The organism is Rhizobium sp. 01L410, from assembly GCF_056400165.1.
The window spans coordinates 303121-321901 of record NZ_JBFTST010000001.1 but is presented as its reverse complement, the minus strand read 5'-3'; the positions used below and the strand labels follow the sequence as shown (position 1 = coordinate 321901).

Sequence of the window (18781 nt, the reverse complement as noted above, 5' to 3'; positions counted from 1 at the left end):
TCAGGCGCCTTCGAAACCGGTGAGAACGCTGACGGCATTGACGCCGATTTCAGCGACCGCATAGCCGCCCTCCATGACGAACAGCGTTGGCAGGCCGAGTGCGGCGATTCTCTCGCCGATCTTCGGAAAGTCTTCGGTTTTCAGCTTGAATTTGCTGATCGGGTCTTTTTCGAACGTATCGACGCCGAGCGAGACGACCACAACGTCAGGCGCGTAGGCGAGCAGCTTGGCGCAGGCGTCATCGAGCGATTGGCTCCAGCGGTCCCAGGCCGTTCCGAAACGCATGGGGTAATTGAGGTTGAAACCCTCGCCATCACCCGTACCCCGCTCGTCGGCATGGCCGAGAAAATAGGGATATTCCTGCATCGGGTCGGCATGCAGATTGATCACCTGCACGTCGGCGCGGGAATAGAAGATCTCCTGCGTGCCGTTGCCATGGTGATAGTCGACATCGAGGATCGAGACTCGCTTTGCGCCGCCGTCGCGCAGCGACTGTGCCGCAACAGCAGCGTTGTTGATGTAGCAATAGCCGCCCATGAAGCCCGCGCCCGCGTGGTGGCCGGGCGGACGGCAGAGCGCGAAGGCGGAGCGCGCGCCGCCTTGCACCATCGCGGCGGCGGAGAGCGCCGTGTCGTGCGAAGACTTGATCGCATCCCACGAGCCCTCGACGATGCCGCAGCCTGCATCGAAGGAATAATAGCCGAGCAGGCCGTCGATGAATTCGGGTCTGACGTCGCCGCGCAACCCCCGGGTAGGCCAGGTGAACGGCAAGGCCGTGCCGGAGCGGCCTTCGGCGGTCCAGCGGTCCCAGATCGTCGGCAGGAAATCCAGATAATCCTGGCGATGGATGCGGGCCGCCGTCGTGAGGTCATGTTCGGTTGGCTCGAGGATCTCGCCCAGTCCGACGGTCTTGATGCGCGCCGCCACATATTCGGCGCGCGAGGTCAGCTCGAAGCCGGGCACGATCGCGCCTGCGACAAGTTCTAATTGCTCTGCATGCCCGCGATGGCGGGGCGAAAAAACGGTCTTCATGAAAAGCGTCCATCAACGGGAAGGTCAAAAGCGCCCCGCCGTTTCGGGCGGGGCGCGATGAGATGGGAGGGCCTACTTCTGGAGTTCGGTCCAGATCTTGGTGTAGAGCGCCTGAACCTCCGGCGGGCAGGTCATCGAGGGCACGCCGACCGAGGCGAATTCGGCCGGAATGTTGATTTCGGGCGCGCCCTTCATGTCGGCAGGCATGTATTTGTCGGAACCGGCGATGCCGTTCGCATAGCGATGGAAGCCCGAGTTCATGCCGGCGTTTTCAGGGTCCATCATGAAGTTCTGGAATAGCTTTGCGTTCTCGACATTCTTGGCGTCTTTCAGCACCGAGAGATTATCGCTCCAGTTGACGAAGCCTTCCTTCGGATAGCCGAACTTGATGGCCGGGTTCTTCAGGCGCTGGCGGAATGCCGAGCCGTTCCAGTCGCTGGAAGCGGCGAAGTCGCCGGAGCCCATCTTCTCGATCGTGCCGTACTCCATCGCCACCCAGTTGGGCTTCGCCTTCAACAGCGTGTCGCGCACCTTCTTGAGGATCGTCAGGTCACCGGTGCATTTCTTGCCGCCGTTATAGAGGACGGCCGCATCGATGACGTCGGTCATTTCAGGGACGACATTGACCTTACCCTTCAGCTCATCCGGCGTGTCGAAGATGATACCCCAGGTGTTGATGTCACCCTTGTAGACATCGGTATTGACCACCGTACCGACGATTCCCATCGCCCACGGCACGGTGTATTTGCGGCCGGGGTCGAAATCGGGATTGGCCCATTCCTTGGCGACGTTCTTGAAGTTTTCCATCTTGCCAGGGTCGGTTTCCAGCAGGAGGCCTTCGGAGATCCAGATCGGGATGTAGTTCTGCGACGGCACGACCATGTCGAAACCGGAGCCGCCCTGGCGAACCTTGGCCAGCGCCGTATCGTTGGAATCGTAATCGGTGATGGTCACCTTGACCTTGTACTTGTCCTCGAACTTCTTGATCATCTCGGGGCTGGTATAGTTGCCCCAGTTGTAGATGTTCAGCACCCCTTCCGCCCGGGCAAGGCCGGTGGACGCAAGAAGTGCTGCCGTCATGGCAATGGTCGCAGTCATCCGTTTCATGCTTATGTTCCCTCTCTTGTTGTTCAGGCACGATTTCGATTGACGATGAAGAACACGGTGACGACGCAGATCGACAGGCCGAGAAACAGCGTCGAAATCGCGTTCATTTCGGGGGTGATGGAACGGCGGATCTGCCCGAGCATGTAGGTCGGCAGCGTATCTTGGCCGGCCGATTTGACGAATTCGGTGATCACGACATCGTCGAGAGAAATGACGAAAGCCAGCATGAAACCGGCGAGGATAGCCGGCCAGAGCAGCGGCAGCGTCACATATCTGAAGGCATTCCAGGGCGTCGCGTAGAGGTCCGCCGCGGCTTTCTCCAGCGTCAGATCCATGTTCTCCAGCCTGGCGCGGATCGGCAGATAGGCGAAGGGAATGCAGAAGGCGGTGTGGGCGGCGATCAGGTAGCCAAGCCCGGAATAGCCGGTCCAGATCTTGATGCGCGCGAAGAAAATAAGGAGTGCGACGGCGGTGACGATTTCCGGAATCATCAGCGGCTGGTTGATGAAGGCGTATTTTATCGTCAGGCCGCGATAGGGTTCCGTCCGGGTCGTTGCCAATGCCGCCATGGTCGCGGCGATCGTCGCGACGACTGCGGCAACGCTGGCTATCTGCAGGGAGCGTATCGAGGCATCGATGACCTGCTGGTTCTCGAAGGCTTTCGCAAACCAGCGAAGCGACAGGCCGTCGAAGGAGGCAAGCGATTCACCCGCGTTGAACGAATAGAAGACCAGCACCGCGATCGGCAGATAGAGCGCGGCGAAGCAAAGCAGCGCGATGGTCGTGAAGCCACGCTGGCGGCGGACGGAAAAGCTAGCCATGCCGGGTCTCCTGCGAGCCTGCATTGCGGACGTAAAACAGCAGGGCGATCATGACGATCAGCATCAGCGAGATCGACAGGGCGGAGCCGAGCGGCCAGTTCCGGCCCTGCCCGAATTGCAGTTCGATGAGATTGCCGAGCATAAGGTTCTTGCCGCCGCCGAGGATGCTCGGCGTCACATAGGCGCCGAGCGCCGGAATGAAGACGAGGATCGAGCCGGCGATGATGCCGGGCTTGACGAGAGGAATGATGATGCGGCGAAGAACCTTGAAAGGCGTCGCATAGAGATCGTAGCCGGCTTCGACCAGCCGGAAGTCCAGCTTTTCCATGCTGACGTACAGCGGCAAAACCATCAGCGGCAGGTAGACATAGACCATGCCGGTCAGGATGGCCCCATCCGTGAACAGCATCTGGATCGGCTTGGCGATCAGGTCGAATTTCAGCAGCAAGCCGTTGATCAGGCCGTCGTTTCGAATGATTTCGAGGATGGCGAAGGTGCGGATCAGAAGATTGGTCCAGAAGGGAATGGTGATCAGCAGCAGCCAGAGTTCACGTGTCGACTGCGGCCGTGTGGCAATGAAATAGGCCGTCGGAAAGCCGACGAGCAGCGTCAGGACGGTGGTGACGAGCGACAGCACGGTAGAGCGCAGAAAGATCGAGATATGCGCATCGGCAAGCGACAGCGTGTCGTCGAAGATATCCTTCTGCAGCGCCACATTGATCCAGCCATCGATGGACGGCGTCCAGACGACATCGCCGTAAGGGCCGGGTGTCAGGAAGGAATAGACGACGACGATGAGAAGCGGGCCGGTGGCGGCGATCAGGATGATCAGCAGGGCTGGGAGCGAGAGAAGCCAGCGTTTCCGGATGTCCCGGCTCTTTTCCGCTTCGATCGTTCCAACCGCGTCTGCCATATCAGTTCCTCAAGATCCTGGCTGCGTTGGGCTCGATCGCAATGCCCACCCTGTCACCCTCGGCAAACCTGGTGCCTTGCAAGGGTTTGTTCTGCTCGCGCAGGGTGAACACGGTCTCGTGGTCCGAGAGCCGCACGTGGTAATGCGTGTCGGTTCCGAAATAGACGACGTTTTCCAGCGTGCCCGTCATCTGGCAGTCCGGGCGTTCGGCAGGGGCGCAGAGCACGGCGTGCTCGGGTCTGAGCACCAGCGTCACATCGCCGTCGGCGTCGAAATCCTTCGGCATCGTTGCCGAGATGCGTCCAGCCGCTGGCGTCTCGACCTCGGCTATTCCAGCGGTGACCGAGCGGATCCGCCCCTTCAGGAAATTGGTCTCGCCGATAAAGTCGGCGACGAAACGGTCGGCAGGCGCGTCGTAGATCTCGCGCGGGCCGCCGACCTGCAAGATCTTGCCCGCCGACATCACGGCGATGCGGTCAGACATGGTCAGAGCCTCTTCCTGGTCATGGGTGACGAAGATGAAGGTGATGCCGGTTTCCGATTGCAGGCGCTTGAGCTCGATCTGCATGTCCTTGCGCAGCTTGTAATCGAGTGCAGAAAGCGGCTCGTCGAGCAGGAGCACCTTCGGCTGTGGCGCCAATGCGCGTGCCAGCGCCACACGCTGCTGCTGGCCGCCGGATATCTGGCTCGTCCGCCGGCCGGCCAGGGCTTCCATGCGCACCAGTTTCAGCATCGCCGACACGCGGTCCTTGATCTCCTGCTTGGGTCTGCCGAGCATGGTCAGGCCAAAGCCGATATTCTCGGCGACAGTCATGTGCGGAAAGAGGGCGTAGCTCTGGAACACCGTGTTGATCGGCCGCTTGAAGGGCGGCATCGCGGCGATGTCTTCGCCGTTCAGCATGATCTCGCCGGAGGTTGGAAATTCGAAGCCGGCGATCAGCCGCAGCAGCGTCGTCTTTCCGCAACCCGAGGGACCGAGAAGCGTGAAGAATTCGTTCTGCCGGATGGAAACCGATGCGTTGTCGACTGCGGAAAAGGCGAACTCGCCAAACCCGAATACCTTGGAAACACTGCGAATTTCAATCGCGTTCAATTCCGCCATATGCGGCACACTCACCGTTGCAAAGCTGCTGTTCCCCGCCTTTTAGGCTTTTGTTAAGGTGATCACACGGCCCGCGCGTTGACAACCGCTTTCTCTTTCCGAAGTGGAAAATATTTATCATACGGAAAAACTTATATGTCCGCCGCAGATCGTCGTCACTGGCCTGACACTGTCCAGATGCTGGGGATCGACGGTTTCGATATCGCGGTCGAGGATGACGACGTCGGCGACATAGCCGCGCTTCAGCATGCCTTTCCTGTCTTCCTTGAACTCGGCAAACGCACCCTCAACGCAATAGGCCGAAAGCGACTCGATCAGCGAGAAGGACTGGTCGGGATCGTCTTCGCTCCAGCGTTTGCGGGTCACCGCCGCCTTGAGGCCGACGAGCGGATCGATTGACGAGACCGGCCAGTCCGAAGCAAAGCAGATATGTGCGCCGGCATTCTTCAGCGTGCGCCAAGCATAGCTGACCGGCCAGCGATCGCGGCCGATGCGCGAGATCGTCGGCTCCAGCGGTAGACCGGCGCAACCCGGCGGATGCGGTGGCTGCATCGACGCGATGACGCCGAGTTCGGCAAAGCGGGCGATATCGTCAGGGTGGACCACTTCGATATGCTCGATGCGGTGGCGGCTGTCGCGGGCGCCGTTCTCCCGCTGCGCCGCTTCATATCCGTCGAGCACGGCGCGCACGGCGCCGTCGCCGATTGCATGCACCGCGATCTGCAGCCCGCGCCGGTCTGCCTCGACGGCGACTGCGCGAAAGCTCTCGGGCGTGAACAGGCCTTCGCCGCGATCGCCCGGCTTGTCGGCATAGGGCTCGACCATGACAGCCGTGCCGCTCTCGATCACGCCGTCATAGAAGAGCTTGACGATGCCCGACGACAGCCAGTCGCTATTGAACGTGGCGGCAAGGCTGGAGGCTTTTTCCAGCATCTCGAGCTGCATGAAGTTCTTGAAATGGAAGGGGATCTGCACGCGGCAGGGCAGGTGGCCATCTTCCTGTTCGATGGCTTGAAGCAATTGCAGCTGGTAGAGGTTTCCGTCCATGTTCTGGACGGTGGTGATGCCGTGGCTGGCGCAATAGGCGAGGCCGCGGCGCATGACGGCGATGTCCTGCGCCCACTGCGCTGTATCGGGATAGGGATCGGGTTCGCCGCCGGTCGAAAGGCCGAGACGATAGCGATCGAAGCCCCCGGCAGCCTGCAACGGGCTAAAGGCTTCCATTTCCCTGAGCTCGCCGGTTGCCAGCCCGTCTGCGCCCATCACCACCTCGTTGCCGGGGCCGAGGTTTGCACCGTGCAGGATGCCGACCAGCTCGAGCGCGCTGGTGTTGGCCCATGCGGTGTGATGATCCGGGGCGAAGACGACGAGTGGCTGATCGGGCAGAATCTCATCGAGATGCCGGCGCGTCAGCCCCTCACCATGGCCGAGGATCTCATAGTCGGTCCCCTGTCCGAACAGCACTTTCTGCGCCTTGCGGCTGGCAGCATAGGTGCGAACCGCCTCGGTCAGGGCGGCAAGGCCCTTCACGCCGGTCAGCTGCAGATGGTCCAGTTCCGCAGCCCCCGAAAAGAGATGCATGTGATTTTCGGAAAAGCCCGGCAGCACGGAGCCGTTCTTCGCGTCGATCACGCGGGTGTGCGGGCCGCGCAGGCGCTCGATGTCGGCGTTCGATCCGGCGGCGATGACCTTGCCACCAGAGAGAGCCACTGCCTCGGCCCGCGGAGCGTCCGGGTCCAAAGTCAAAACCCGTCCGTTGCTGATGATGATATCGGCCGTCTCTGTCATCTGATGCTCACCGGTTGCGCTTCGATGCGCGCAACGTAAGCCGGTATGGGCAGCAAATTCAATCGCTAAGACGCGATCCGATCGCGTCACGGATGATGTCAGGGATTGAGCCCCGCGCAGCGCGCGGTGTTCAGCACGTGGTTTTCCATCTCCTGCCGGGCGCGGGCCGCATCGCTGTCGCGAAGGGCGGCGATGATGCGGCGGTGTTCTGAAATCGAGGCTTTCATGCGGGCGGGTTCAGTGATCGGGATCGGCTGGCGCTGGGTCTCGGTCAGCTGTTCGCGCACGACCTGATAGAGCGCCCGCATCATCGTGTTGCTGCAGGCCGATGCGATGATTCCGTGGAATTCGAGATCGGCCTCGACATTGGCGAGAAGATCCTGCTTCGCCCAGCAAACCTCCATCTGCTTGGTCGCGGCTTCCATTGCCTGCAGCTGGTTCCCCGTCAGCCGGCCGGCGGCCAGACCTGCAATATTGCCTTCGAGCATGATGCGCGTCTGGAAGACGTCGAACACCGAGTAGCTGTCGGAGTAGCGCCATGGCGCCATGCCGGTATTTGCGGCGCTGCCGCGCTCGGCGACGAAGGTGCCACGCCCGGCCTCGGTCTTGATGAGGCCCAGCGTCTCCAGGGTCAGCAGGGCCTCACGCAGCGAAGCCCTGGAGATGCCGAGTTTCGTTGAAAAGTCGCGTTGAGACGGAATCTTCTGGCCGGCGGCAAGCTCGCCGCTCTGGATCATGTCCTGTATCAGTCGCGCTGCGGATTGCGGTACCAAGGTCCTGTTCAGCATTCTTCCATTCTCTTGGCGCGCCTGTTCGGCGCTTACATTGCCCGTAACATTTAAATCCATCAGTCGCTTGCAAATTACAAGAGACCATGCTTGATTTGGCCTGACTGGTCAGACCGGTTAGACCAATAGCAAAAATGCGCACCATAAAACAAGGGGAACCTAAATGCGTCGTTTTTCAATTCTGAAGACAGCTTTGCTCTCCGGCGTTCTGGCATTCGCCGGAATGGCGGCCCATGCAGCCGATCTCGCCGTCGGCGCCAATATCGGCAACGTCCCGTGGGAGTTCCAGGACGAGACCGGCAAGACCGTCGGTTTCGAGGTCGATCTCGTCACCGAGGTCGCAAAGCGCCTCAACAAGTCAGTCGAATTCGTCAATATCCCGTTCAACGGGCTGTTTTCGGCCGTGCAGTCCGGCCGTATCAACATGGCCGTCTCGTCGATCACCATCACCGAAAAGCGCCTGGAATCCGTGAGCTTCGCCCAGCCCTATTATGACAGCGACCAGTCGCTGACCGTGATGGCCGCAAGTGGCATCAAGGACCTGAAGGGCATGAGCGGCAAGATCGTCGGCGTCGATACCGGCTCGACCGGCGACATGTGGGCCACCAACAACACGGCCAAATACGGTCTCGGCGAAATCCGCCGCTTCGAGGGCCTGCAGCCTGCCATGCTCGATCTGGCCGCCGGCCGCATCGACGGCTATATCAGCGATATCCCGGCGCTGCAGTATTACGTCAAGGACAAGCCGGAAATCAAAGTCGTCGAGCGCATTCCGACCGGCGAAAAATACTCGATCATGTTCAACAAGGGCGATCCGCTTGCCAAGCAGGTCAACGACGTGATCACCACGCTGAAGGGCGAAGGCTTCATCGCCAAGCTGCATGAGACCTGGTTCGGCGCCAAGGCCGAGGACACGACCTCGACCGTCAAGGTCGCCGACATGCCTGCCGCAAAATAAGACCGGATGGTCCAGGTTACGGATGGCGGGTTCGCCCGTCATCCGCCCCGTAACGACTGACCGGTGCCTCAATGGATATATTCACGACCTTCTTTAATCTGGCGGTGCTGGAGCGATCGTTTCCGCTTCTGCTGTCAGGCCTCTGGATCACGCTTGAACTCGGCGTCGTCAGCATCGTTGGCGGCCTGATCGGCGGCCTCGTCCTTGCGCTGCTGCGGCTCTACGGCCATCCGGTGGTGCAGGCGATCGCCAAGATCTATATCGACATCTTCCGCTCGATCCCGCTGCTCGTTCTCTTGATCGTCATCTACTATGCCCTGCCGTTCGTCGGCATCCGGCTTTCGCCGTTCCTTTCGGCTGTCAGCGCACTGACGCTGGTCTCGACCGCCTATACGGCCGAGATTTTTCGCGCCGGGATCGAGGCCATTCCGCGCGGGCAGTTCGAGGCTTCGGAAGCGCTTGGTCTCTCCTACCGGCACATGATGGCGGAGATCATCCTGCCGCAGGCGATCAAGATCGTCATTCCGCCGCTCACCAACAATTGCATCAACGTCATGAAGGATACGGCGCTCGCCTCCGTCGTGGCGATGCCCGATCTTCTCAAGCAGGCAACGCAGGCCCAGGCGCTGACCGCCAACCCGTCACCGCTGATCGGCGCTGCCATCATCTACGTCGCCTTCCTGTGGCCGATGGTCGTGATCGTTGCCCGTCTCGAAAAACGTTTCAGTGCGGGGAGGCGCAGATGAAAACCATCGTCAGCATCCAGAATCTCAACAAGTCCTATGGCGACTTCCAGGTGCTGCACGGCATCGATCTGGCGATCGCCGAGGGCGAAGTGGTTTGCGTCATCGGCCCGTCCGGTTCCGGCAAATCCACGCTGATCCGCTGCATCAATCACCTCGAGAGTTTTGCCGGCGAAAGCCGTATCGAGGTCGATGGCATCAAGGTCGAGCGGGGACGGAACCTCGCGCAGGTGCGGGCCGAAGTCGGCATGGTGTTCCAGTCGTTCAATCTGTTTCCGCATCTGAGCGTGCTGAAGAACATCATGATCGCGCCGATGCGGGTGCGCGGCACGCCGCAGAACGAGGCTGCCCGCAAGGCGAAGGAATTGCTGGCCCGCGTCGGGATTACCGAGCAGGCAGAAAAATATCCCGAGCAGCTATCCGGCGGCCAGCAGCAGCGCGTGGCGATCGCCCGGGCATTGGCCATGGAACCGCGCGTGCTGCTCTTCGACGAGCCGACATCGGCGCTCGATCCGGAGATGGTCGGCGAAGTTCTGGATGTCATGCGCAAGCTCGCCGGCACCGGCGTGACGATGATCGTCGTCACCCATGAGATGGGCTTTGCCCGCCAGGTCGCCGACCGCGTCATCTTCATGGACAGCGGCCGCATCGTCGAAGCCGGAACGCCGGCCGAGATTTTCGACAACCCGCAGGAAGAACGCACCAGGAGCTTCCTGCGCGCCGTTCTCAATCACTGACAAGAAAGACAAGGTTCCGGAGGACCCCATGGAAACGCAACGCCAACTCGACATCGATTTCGTCCGGAGCCAATTCCCGGGACTGCATCACGGCTGGGTGTTTTTCGACAATGCCGGCGGCTCGCAGATCCTGACGCGCGCGGTCGATCGGATCACCACGTTCCTTTATGATAAGAACGTGCAGATCGGCGGCAGCTATGATGTCTCGCAACAGGCGGCCAGGGCGCTGATGGACAGCCGCATTGCGGCGACGCATCTCGTCAATGCCGCGCGGCCGGAAGAGATCATCTTCGGCAGCTCGACGACCGTGCTGCTGCAGAACCTCGCCCGTGCCATGCGCAGCCAGCTTTCGGCTGGCGACGAGATCATCGTGACGATCTCGGATCACGAATCCAATATCGGCCCCTGGGACGGTCTGCGGGACATGGGCATAGTCATCAAGTTCTGGCCGCTGGACAAGACGACCTATGAACTCGATATCGCCGAGCTGAAGCCGCTTCTGACGGAGAAGACCAAGCTCGTCTGCGTCACCCATGTGTCGAATATTCTGGGCGCTATCAATCCGATCGCCGAGATCGCTGATGTCGTGCATGCGCATGGCGCACGCATCTGTGTCGATGCCGTCGCCTATGCGCCGCACCGTGCCGTCGATGTTCAGGCCATGGATGTCGATTACTACGTCTTCAGCTTCTACAAGACCTACGGCCCGCATTACGCGATGATGTACGGGAAATACGATCATCTTCTGGAACTCGACCCGCTTTATCATTTCTTCTATGGCCGCGATAAGGTTCCGGGAAAGCTCGAGCCCGGCAATCCGAACTATGAACTTGCCTATTCGGTGACCGGGATCGTCGATTACCTCTGCGAACTCGGCACCAGGTCGGGCGGATCAGGTTCGCCGCGCGAGTTGATCCTTGCGGCGTTCGAGGCGATCACCGTCCAGGAAAATGCCCTGACCGAACGGCTGCTTTCCTATCTGCGCAGCCGCAATGATTGCCGCATCATCGGCGAGACGGCGAACCGCAACGGCCGCCGTATTCCGACGATCAGCTTCGTCTTCGAGGGGCAGAATTCCGAGGATATCTGCAAGGCGATGGACGCCTACAAGATCGCCATCCGCTTCGGCGATTTCCATGCGCGCCGGTTGGGCGATCATGTCGGCCTGCCGCAATATAACGGCGCCGTTCGTGTCTCGATGGTCCATTACAACACGATCGAGGAAGTCGATCGCCTGACCGCCGCGCTCGACGAGATACTCGGCAGCAACGGTGCGCTTCAAAACAGGGGTGCCGCCTAGATGCAGTTCGACACGATCATCAAGAACGGCACCGTCGTCACAGCCAGCGATACGTTTCGAAGCGATGTCGGCATCCGCAATGGCAAGATTGCGGCGCTGGCTGACGATCTTGGTGATGCCGGCGAGATCATCGATGCCACTGGCCTCTATGTCATGCCCGGCGGCATCGACAGCCATGTCCATCTCGCCCAGCCGTCCGGCGACGGTATCGTCATGGCCGACGATTTCGCCAGCGGCACGCTGTCGGCAGCCTTTGGCGGCAACACGACCGTGCTGACCTTCTGCATGCAGGAGAAGGGAACGACGCTGCGCGAATCCCTGAAGGACTACCATGCAAAGGCCGACGGCGAGTGCTATGTCGACGTGTCCTTCCATCTGGTGGTCACCGACCCGACCTCCTATGTGCTTGGCCAGGAGCTGCCGGCGCTGGTCGAGGACGGCTACACGTCGATCAAGGTCTTCATGACCTACGAGAACCTTCGCCTGCGCGACGACCAGATTCTCGATACGCTCGACAGCGCCCGGCGTTCGGGCGCGATCGTCATGGTCCACTGCGAAAACGAAGACGCGATCCGCTACCTGATCGGCAGGCACGAGGAGAACGGCGAGCTCGCGCCGAAATTCCATGCGCTGAGCAGGCCGGTCGCGGCCGAGCGGGAGGCGACGCATCGGGCGCTGTCGCTTGCCGAAATAACCGATACGCCCGTCGTCATCGTCCACGTTTCGAACCGTCAGGCGATGGAAGAGATCGAGCGCGCCCGCAAGCGCGGCAGCAAGGTGGCGGGCGAAACCTGCCCGCAATACCTGCTGCTGACAGCCGACGATCTCGATGCCGCCGAACTTGAGGGGGCTAAATTCGTCTGCTCGCCACCCCCAAGGGACAAGGAGAGCCAGATCGCCTGCTGGGAGGGCCTGCAGAACGGCACGTTCGAGCTGTTCTCCTCCGACCACTGCCCATTCCGCTATGATGACGACAGCGGCAAGCTGAACGAGAAGGGAAAGCGGAATTTCCGCTGGATCCCGAACGGGATACCCGGCGTCGAGACGCGGCTTCCGATCCTGTTTTCCGAAGGTGTCAGCAAGAACAGGATCGACATCAACCGCTTCGTCGCGCTGTCATCGACCAATCACGCCAAGCAATATGGGCTGTATCCGCAAAAGGGGACGATCGCCATTGGTTCTGACGCCGATATCGCGCTCTGGGATCCCCGGAAAACGATGACGATCACCAACGACATCCTGCATCACGGCGCCGACTACACGCCCTATGAGGGGCTTGATGTCACCGGCTGGCCGGTGCGCGTTCTGCTGCGCGGAAAGACCATCGTCGATGGCGCTGCAACAACGGGTAAAATGGGCCAGGGCAATTATCTCAGGCGCAAATCGCTGGTCTGACCAGCGCTGTGCTAGATATAGCCCGCGTGATCGCCGAAGGGCACATCCTCATCCAGATTGCCGGTGCCTATGCGCTCGCTCTCGCCGGAAAGACGTTCCTCATCGGACTCATCACCTGTGGCGCTTTGCTCTGTCGCGTGAAGATCCAGGTGGCGGCTGGCGTTGCCGCCATCCTCTTCCGTCTCTTCGGCGGGCGAGGGCCGGTGGCCGCCGGATCCATGGCGGCGATGCAGCGCCTCGTCGATTGCCGCCTGGCGATCGGCGGCCCAGGCGACATCGGGCTCCGCGACGGAAGTACTGTGCTGGATCTGTGTTGCCGCGGTCGCTGCCGTCGCTGAAACCCTGGAAATCTTGTCGACCACGTTTCCGCTCCCTGCTGCTGATGAATATGTAGGAAAGCGCGGCCCACAAAGCCATAGTCCCCTACGCAACGGCGCTTGCGTCTTGAGATATTCATCGATCGCGGCTATTCGCTCGATCGCGATCTCCCCGTCTAGAAAGACCTTGAAGTGAAAATTGAATTTCTGGTGACCCATTCCGGCGGCTTCCATGCCGATGAGCTGCTGTCCAGCGTGGTGCTAACGCAGCTATTTCCCGCTGCCAAGGTGATCCGGACGCGGGATGCCGAATGGATAGCGCCGGCTGCGGGCCGCATCATCTATGACGTCGGTGGACTCTACGAACCCGAAAACACCATCTTCGACCATCACCAGCGCGGCGCGCCGGTGCGTGAAGACGGTCGGCCCTACAGCTCCTTCGGACTGATCTGGAAGCACTACGGCGCCGATTATCTGGCGGCGGCCGGTGTGCCGGAGGCGCACGTCGCGCGGGTGCATGCGGCCTTCGACAAGAAGTTCGTGCTGCCTGTGGATCTGGTCGATAACGGCGCGCTCGACCCGTCCGTTGCCGGAGAGTTGGCCGGGCTGACGCTTCCGGCACTGCTGGAAACGCTGAAGCCGCCGTTCGACGCGAAGGGGGCCGATGCCACTGATCAGGCGTTCCATTCGGCGCTGGCGATCGCCCGTCGCTTCGTCGAGGCTGGCATCGCCGTGCAGGATGCCAAGCTGCGAGCAGAGACCATGGTTCTCGATGCGATCGTTGCGGCCGGTGATAACAAGGTGCTGGAGCTGCCGATGGGCATGCCGTTCCGCCCGGCGATCGTGAAGGCGAAGGCCGAGCATCTGCTGTTCGTCGTCCATCCGCGCGACAACGACTGGTGCGTTACGGGCATTCGCCGAGGCGATGAAGGATTTGAACTGCGGGCCGATCTGCCGCTGGAATGGGCGGGCCTGAGCGGCGCCGATCTGGAACGCGCTTCCGGTGTGGCGGGCGCAAGCTTCTGCCACAAAGGCCGTTTCATCGCCGCTGCAGCAACCCGCGAAGCGGCGCTGGAATTGGCGCGGATCGCTGTTGCAGCGGTTGCAGCGGAGTAACATCCAAGCCGTGGCCAAAAAAATGGGCCATCAACCGATGGCCCAAATTTGGAGAGTTCAAAAAACCTCCAGAGGGGAACCGCCGACGAAAGACCGGGAGGACTGGCCTTCATGTTCATCGGCAACACCATAATCGCCCGATCGCGCAATTATTGAAAATGCTTTCAGCCCAATCGAGCGGTCAGACGAGGTATATTCTCTTGCTGAATGCGGTGATCGTGGAACGGTGTGCTATGGAGGTCTAACCCTCCTCTCTGACGTCACGGAGCTGCTTTGAAAGTCGATCGTTTGGCCGCATTGCTCTGGGCCGCATTGGTTTCTGCCGCGGGAAGTGCCGCTGCGCAGCCTGCGCCTGCACAAGTTTGCGAGCGGAAGGTCTTTGAAAATTCAGGCTATATCGTCTGCTCTGTCACGCCGGGAAAAGATGACCTCAGGCTTTTCTGGAAGGGCGCCGACGGGCAGCCGTTTCGCACATTCTCGAATCTGGCGGATGCGCTGAAGAAGGACGGGCAGGTCCTTGTCTTCGCCATGAATGCCGGCATGTACCGCGACGATTTCACGCCGATCGGCCTTTACATCGAGAACGGCGCGGAACTCCACCCGGCCGACACCACCGAGATCAAGGGCCCTCCGGGCAAGGTGCCGAATTTCTACAAGAAACCCAATGGTGTCTTCCTGCTTGGCGATAAAGGCGCAGAGATCCTGACGACCGGCGAATTCCTGAAACGTCGCCCCAAGGCCGCATTCGCGACGCAATCCGGACCGATGCTGGTCATCGAAGACAAGCTGCATCCCGCATTGATCCCTGGATCGACGGACCGGACGCGCCGGAGCGGGGTGGGTGTCTGCAGCAGCGGGATCGTTCGCTTCGCCATCAGTGACGGCGACGTCAATTTCCACGATTTCGCCCGTCTGTTCCGCGACGAGTTGGGGTGCCCGAACGCATTGTTCCTCGACGGCGGTCATGGCACCGGCATCTATCAAACGGCTCTCGGGATGAACGACTTCTCCTGGCACGGCGGGTTTGGCCCGATCGTGGGCCTCGTGCAGAGCGGTGAATGATGCCACGTCCCTTATGCTGATGCAGAGAGGCTGTTGGCTTGCAGCATGCTGGCGATGTCGGCTGCCGGTAGCGGCTTGGCGAAAAGGTAACCCTGGAACATCTCGCAGCCCGTCTCCGCCAGGAAGCGCGCCTGCTCTTCGGTCTCGACGCCCTCGGCAATCACTTCCAGATCGAGCGTCTGCCCGAGCGCGACGATCGCCGCAGTGATCGCCATGTCGCCCGATTGGCCGGGAATATCGGCGATGAAAGACCGGTCGATTTTCAGCCGGGACAACGGGAATAGCTTCAGCGTGCTGAGGCTGGAATAGCCGGTGCCGAAATCGTCGATGGAAAGACTGACGCCGAGCGCCTTCAGCTCCAGCATGCGCGATATCGCACCTTCGACATCCTCCATGATCAGGCTCTCGGTGACCTCAAGTTCGAGCAGCGCGGGGTCGAGCCCCGCAGTCGAGAGAGCGGCCGAAACCTTGTCGCAGAGCGACGGCTCGCGGAACTGCCGCGCCGAGACATTCACCGCAACGCGAATGGCCGGAATGCCCTGGTCGAGCCAGGCGCGCATCTGCCTGCAGGCTTTGCCGAGCACCACTTCGCCGAGTTCGACGATGAGCCCGGTTTCTTCAGCAAGCGGGATGAACTCCGCCGGGGCAAGCAGGCCCGCCTGTGGATGCTGCCATCGGACCAAAGCCTCGACGCCCGAAATTCTTCCGGTTGCGATGTCCTTCTGCGGTTGGAAATGCAGCACGAATTCGTCCTGTGCCAGCGCCCGGCGCAGCTCCTCGATCCGCAGCAGCTTGTGGCGGGCTTCCTCGGCCATCGACGGGGTAAACATCTGTATGCCGTTGCGGCCGGCTGCCTTGACGCGATAGAGCGCCATGTCGGCATTGGCGATCAGTTCTCCGGCGATCGAACCATGGGCCTGCGAGGAGGCGACGCCGACGCTGCAGGTCACCTGCATGTCGACGCCGTCGATACTGCAGGGGCGGGCGATATGCGCCGAGATTGCCTGCAGACGGTTCAGCGCGTCGTCGATCCCGGCCTCAAGCACGATGATGAACTCATCGCCGCCGATCCGCGAGACGATGCCGCTTTCGCCGATTTCACTGAGGATGCGCGAAGCCACGACCTTGAGAAGCTCGTCGCCGGCGGCATGGCCGAGGCTGTCATTGACGAGCTTGAAATGATCGAGGTCGAGAAAGGCAACCGCCACCGCGCGGGTCTTGCCAGCCAATAGCGTACTAAGTTTGCGGTCGAGCAGCGTCCGGTTGGGAAGGCCGGTCAGGGCGTCGTGTTCGGCCAGATAGGCAATCCGGGCGATGTCGCGGTTCCGGTCGATCGCGATGCCGATGGTCTGCGCCACGCCCGTCAGGAACTCGGCAAGCCCGGCATCGATCTCGCCCGGCTGCAGCGACACGGCAAGCGCGCCTTGCCGGCTGCCGTCGCGGCAGTTGATCGGAAAGTCCTTCCGCGGCGCTTCAACATGGCTTTGCGCCGTGCCGTCCAGGTCGAAGCCGGTGGCGCGGCCCGGCAGAAGCCGTTCGAGGATTTGCCCGGCATCCTTCAGAAGCGAGTTGAGTTCGACGCCGCGGGCGACATCGTGGAGCAGTTTCGTCTGCGCTGCCATCAGCTCTTCTGCACGCTTGCGCGCGGTAATGTCGCGCGAGGCGCCGACGACGCCAATCACCGCTCCGGTCCGGTCGCGCAGTGCGACGCGCGACATCATCAGCCAGCCTTCGCCTTTCAAACGAGGCTCCTCGACGCCGAGATCGGGCCGGCCGGTTTCCATGACCCGCTGTTCCGTTTCGTCGATGCCATGCGCATCAGCTTCGAGATGGATTTCGCCATCCGTCAGGCCGATCAGGTCGTCGACCTTGGCGAAGCCGTTGTTGGCGACTACCGCCCGGTTGGCGAACAGAAAGCGGCCCTGCAGATCCTTCGCGTAGATGAAATCGGGCACATGATTGATCATCGCCTCCAGCCACTCGTAGCGTTCGGCGAGATTGGCATGCTGGACGCGCAGGAGATCGATCATTTTTTGAAGGTCGCGTGCATCATCGGAGGGGATGACGATCTCTGCCGGAGAGGGGGCCGCTTGCTCTGTCATTGCCGTGTTCTCGCTCATTTTGCGGGAACAATATCTGCAACCTCTTATGCAACCATGAAGGAAAAACGGGCTTTTTCGCGCGCATGAATGCGCCGCGTGCAAAGCCTGTTTGCGATTGCCGCCGGTGGTCGAGACGTCAGGTTAATATGGGGATAAAGCGGCGTCTAAAAGCCTGTCCTATTCCGCCGCCCTTTGCTTTTCCACGTCCACGGCGATGCGTTTCGGGGCAAGCGCCCGGGTGGAGAAGAGAGCCGCAAGGATGATCGGCAGGCAGACGAGATAGGACATGCGGATACCCGCATGTTCTGCGACGAAGCCAAGCAGCGGCGGTGCCAGGAAGAAGACGACGAAAGACATCTGGGCGAGGGCGGCCACGTTGACATGCGCACTGCGGTCATCACGCTGCGCGGCGGCGGAAACCGCCAGCGGATAGACTGCGCTGCATCCTGCGCCCATCATGGCAAAACCGGCAAGCGCGATCTCCGGGACCGGCGCCAGCCAGACGCAGGCGATGCCGATCGCCGCAAGAGCAAGCGAGACCAGCGCCACGATCCGCGAGCCATAACGGTCGACGAAGCGGTCGGCGAAAAGCCGGACCAGCGCCATGAAGAATGCAAAGAGCGTGAGACCCATTCCGCCGACGAAAGGCTCGACCGCAAAGACGTCGCGCATATAGATCGCCGACCAGTCGATTCCGGCACCTTCGACGAGGAAGGCGCCGACGCCGATGACGCAAAGCGGCAGCATCCCCAATGTCGGCAACGCCATATGGGCGCCTTCCGTCTGAGAGGGCGCGGGGGCGGAGGCATTCTGCATTCCCCTGATGGCGATCGTTCCGGCTACCACGACGATGGCGAAGGTTACGGCCAGATGCAGTTGGATTGAGATGCCCGCCTGCCGGATGAATGACGATGCCAGCGCCGTGACGAAAAAGCCGAGGCTCCAGAAGCCATGAGCGCGATTCATCACGCCGCGGCCGAGCTGCGCCTCGATACGGTCGATCTCGACATTCAGGTTGATCTCAAGCGCACCGGCGAGCAGCCCCTCGCAAAACAGCACGCAGAACACCAGCGGCGCGTAGCCGAGCCAGGGAACGAGCGCGATCATCAGTGAGGTTCCGAGAACGGTGGCGAAGGCCGTATTCCGGGCGCCGAGCTTCATGATCAGCGGCGACGAGAAGGTCAGCGAGATCAGCGCGCCGACGGCTGCGCCGATCAGTGTCAGCCCAAGCTCGGATTTGTTGATCCCGAGCGAAACCTGGAGATCGGGAAGCCGCGACAGCAGCGCGCCCATCGATACCGCAAATAGAAAGAAGCATATGTAAATGCGCTGTTGCGGCTCTATGCGCATCTTTGATCCCCCGACCTTATGCTGCTTGTCTCATGCGTTCGGCTGGGTTGGTTGCACGACCCGGCGGGGGATGGCAAGGAACCGTTGTACCCGGATGGCCCTGGCGCCGCTTCAATCCCATCCGGTGTCTCTAATCAGCCACGGCGGCCC

Annotated in this window: 17 protein-coding genes; 7 read left to right on the top strand and 10 right to left on the bottom strand. The window is 61.2% G+C overall.

Translation table 11 applies throughout. The features are described 5' to 3' along the window. From AC1DV9_RS01480 to AC1DV9_RS01450, 7 genes are all read right to left on the bottom strand, one after another. A complete protein-coding gene (locus AC1DV9_RS01480; RefSeq protein WP_477945760.1) occupies window positions 1-1032 on the bottom strand; it encodes a histone deacetylase family protein in 1032 nt (343 codons plus the stop codon). A 72-nt stretch (window positions 1033-1104) separates the two neighbouring features. Further along, entirely contained in the window at window positions 1105-2139 is a 1035-nt protein-coding gene (locus AC1DV9_RS01475) for an ABC transporter substrate-binding protein (RefSeq protein WP_112388569.1), read from the bottom strand. 23 nt (window positions 2140-2162) lie between these two features. After that, window positions 2163-2960, bottom strand: coding sequence for an ABC transporter permease (locus tag AC1DV9_RS01470; protein ID WP_477945758.1), 798 nt, complete (start codon window positions 2958-2960; stop codon window positions 2163-2165). Next, on the bottom strand, window positions 2953-3873 hold the full coding sequence (locus tag AC1DV9_RS01465; RefSeq protein WP_477945757.1) for an ABC transporter permease: 921 nt from the start codon (window positions 3871-3873) through the stop codon (window positions 2953-2955). Before AC1DV9_RS01465 ends, AC1DV9_RS01470 begins: the two co-directional genes overlap by 8 nt. A 1-nt stretch (window position 3874) precedes the next feature. Further along, window positions 3875-4984, bottom strand: a complete 1110-nt coding sequence (locus AC1DV9_RS01460; protein ID WP_477946348.1) for an ABC transporter ATP-binding protein — start codon at window positions 4982-4984, stop codon at window positions 3875-3877. Window positions 4985-5092: 108 nt separating this feature from the next. Then, the gene (locus AC1DV9_RS01455; RefSeq protein ID WP_477945755.1) at window positions 5093-6763 is read right to left on the bottom strand and encodes an amidohydrolase; all 1671 of its coding nucleotides are present in this window, start codon (window positions 6761-6763) and stop codon (window positions 5093-5095) included. Window positions 6764-6861: 98 nt separating this feature from the next. Beyond that, window positions 6862-7551, bottom strand: a complete 690-nt coding sequence (locus AC1DV9_RS01450; protein ID WP_477945753.1) for a FadR/GntR family transcriptional regulator — start codon at window positions 7549-7551, stop codon at window positions 6862-6864. A 163-nt stretch (window positions 7552-7714) separates the two neighbouring features. On the opposite strand from AC1DV9_RS01450, the gene AC1DV9_RS01445 reads away from it, so the two are divergent. From AC1DV9_RS01445 to hydA, 5 genes are all read left to right on the top strand, one after another. Continuing rightward, a complete protein-coding gene (locus tag AC1DV9_RS01445) occupies window positions 7715-8509 on the top strand; it encodes a transporter substrate-binding domain-containing protein (RefSeq protein ID WP_477945751.1) in 795 nt (264 codons plus the stop codon). Window positions 8510-8580: 71 nt separating this feature from the next. Further along, on the top strand, window positions 8581-9255 hold the full coding sequence (locus AC1DV9_RS01440) for an amino acid ABC transporter permease (RefSeq protein WP_112388562.1): 675 nt from the start codon (window positions 8581-8583) through the stop codon (window positions 9253-9255). After that, window positions 9252-9989 (top strand): amino acid ABC transporter ATP-binding protein, encoded by a 738-nt coding sequence (locus AC1DV9_RS01435; protein WP_477945749.1) that lies wholly within the window; start codon window positions 9252-9254, stop codon window positions 9987-9989. Before AC1DV9_RS01440 ends, AC1DV9_RS01435 begins: the two co-directional genes overlap by 4 nt. A gap of 28 nt (window positions 9990-10017) precedes the next feature. Then, window positions 10018-11289, top strand: coding sequence for a cysteine desulfurase-like protein (locus AC1DV9_RS01430; RefSeq protein ID WP_477945747.1), 1272 nt, complete (start codon window positions 10018-10020; stop codon window positions 11287-11289). Next, window positions 11290-12684 carry a dihydropyrimidinase gene (gene hydA / locus AC1DV9_RS01425; RefSeq protein ID WP_477945745.1) on the top strand — a complete coding sequence of 465 codons (1395 nt, stop codon included), beginning with the start codon at window positions 11290-11292 and terminating at the stop codon, window positions 12682-12684. Between the two features lie 11 nt (window positions 12685-12695). On the opposite strand, the gene AC1DV9_RS01420 is transcribed toward hydA, so the two are convergent. Beyond that, window positions 12696-13046 (bottom strand): hypothetical protein, encoded by a 351-nt coding sequence (locus AC1DV9_RS01420; RefSeq protein ID WP_112388558.1) that lies wholly within the window; start codon window positions 13044-13046, stop codon window positions 12696-12698. Between the two features lie 147 nt (window positions 13047-13193). Between AC1DV9_RS01420 and AC1DV9_RS01415 the strand changes: the two genes are divergently transcribed. Both AC1DV9_RS01415 and AC1DV9_RS01410 read left to right on the top strand, forming a co-directional pair. After that, window positions 13194-14117 carry an MYG1 family protein gene (locus tag AC1DV9_RS01415; protein WP_477945744.1) on the top strand — a complete coding sequence of 308 codons (924 nt, stop codon included), beginning with the start codon at window positions 13194-13196 and terminating at the stop codon, window positions 14115-14117. Between the two features lie 273 nt (window positions 14118-14390). Then, window positions 14391-15179: a phosphodiester glycosidase family protein gene (locus AC1DV9_RS01410; protein WP_477945742.1), complete on the top strand. Its 789-nt coding sequence runs from the start codon at window positions 14391-14393 to the stop codon at window positions 15177-15179. A gap of 11 nt (window positions 15180-15190) precedes the next feature. Here the strand turns inward: AC1DV9_RS01410 and AC1DV9_RS01405 are convergent, their stop codons facing one another. Beyond that, window positions 15191-17281, bottom strand: coding sequence for a putative bifunctional diguanylate cyclase/phosphodiesterase (locus AC1DV9_RS01405; RefSeq protein ID WP_477945740.1), 2091 nt, complete (start codon window positions 17279-17281; stop codon window positions 15191-15193). Window positions 17282-17458: 177 nt separating this feature from the next. Then, window positions 17459-18631 carry an MFS transporter gene (locus AC1DV9_RS01400; RefSeq protein ID WP_477945738.1) on the bottom strand — a complete coding sequence of 391 codons (1173 nt, stop codon included), beginning with the start codon at window positions 18629-18631 and terminating at the stop codon, window positions 17459-17461. Window positions 18632-18781: the final 150 nt, after the last annotated feature.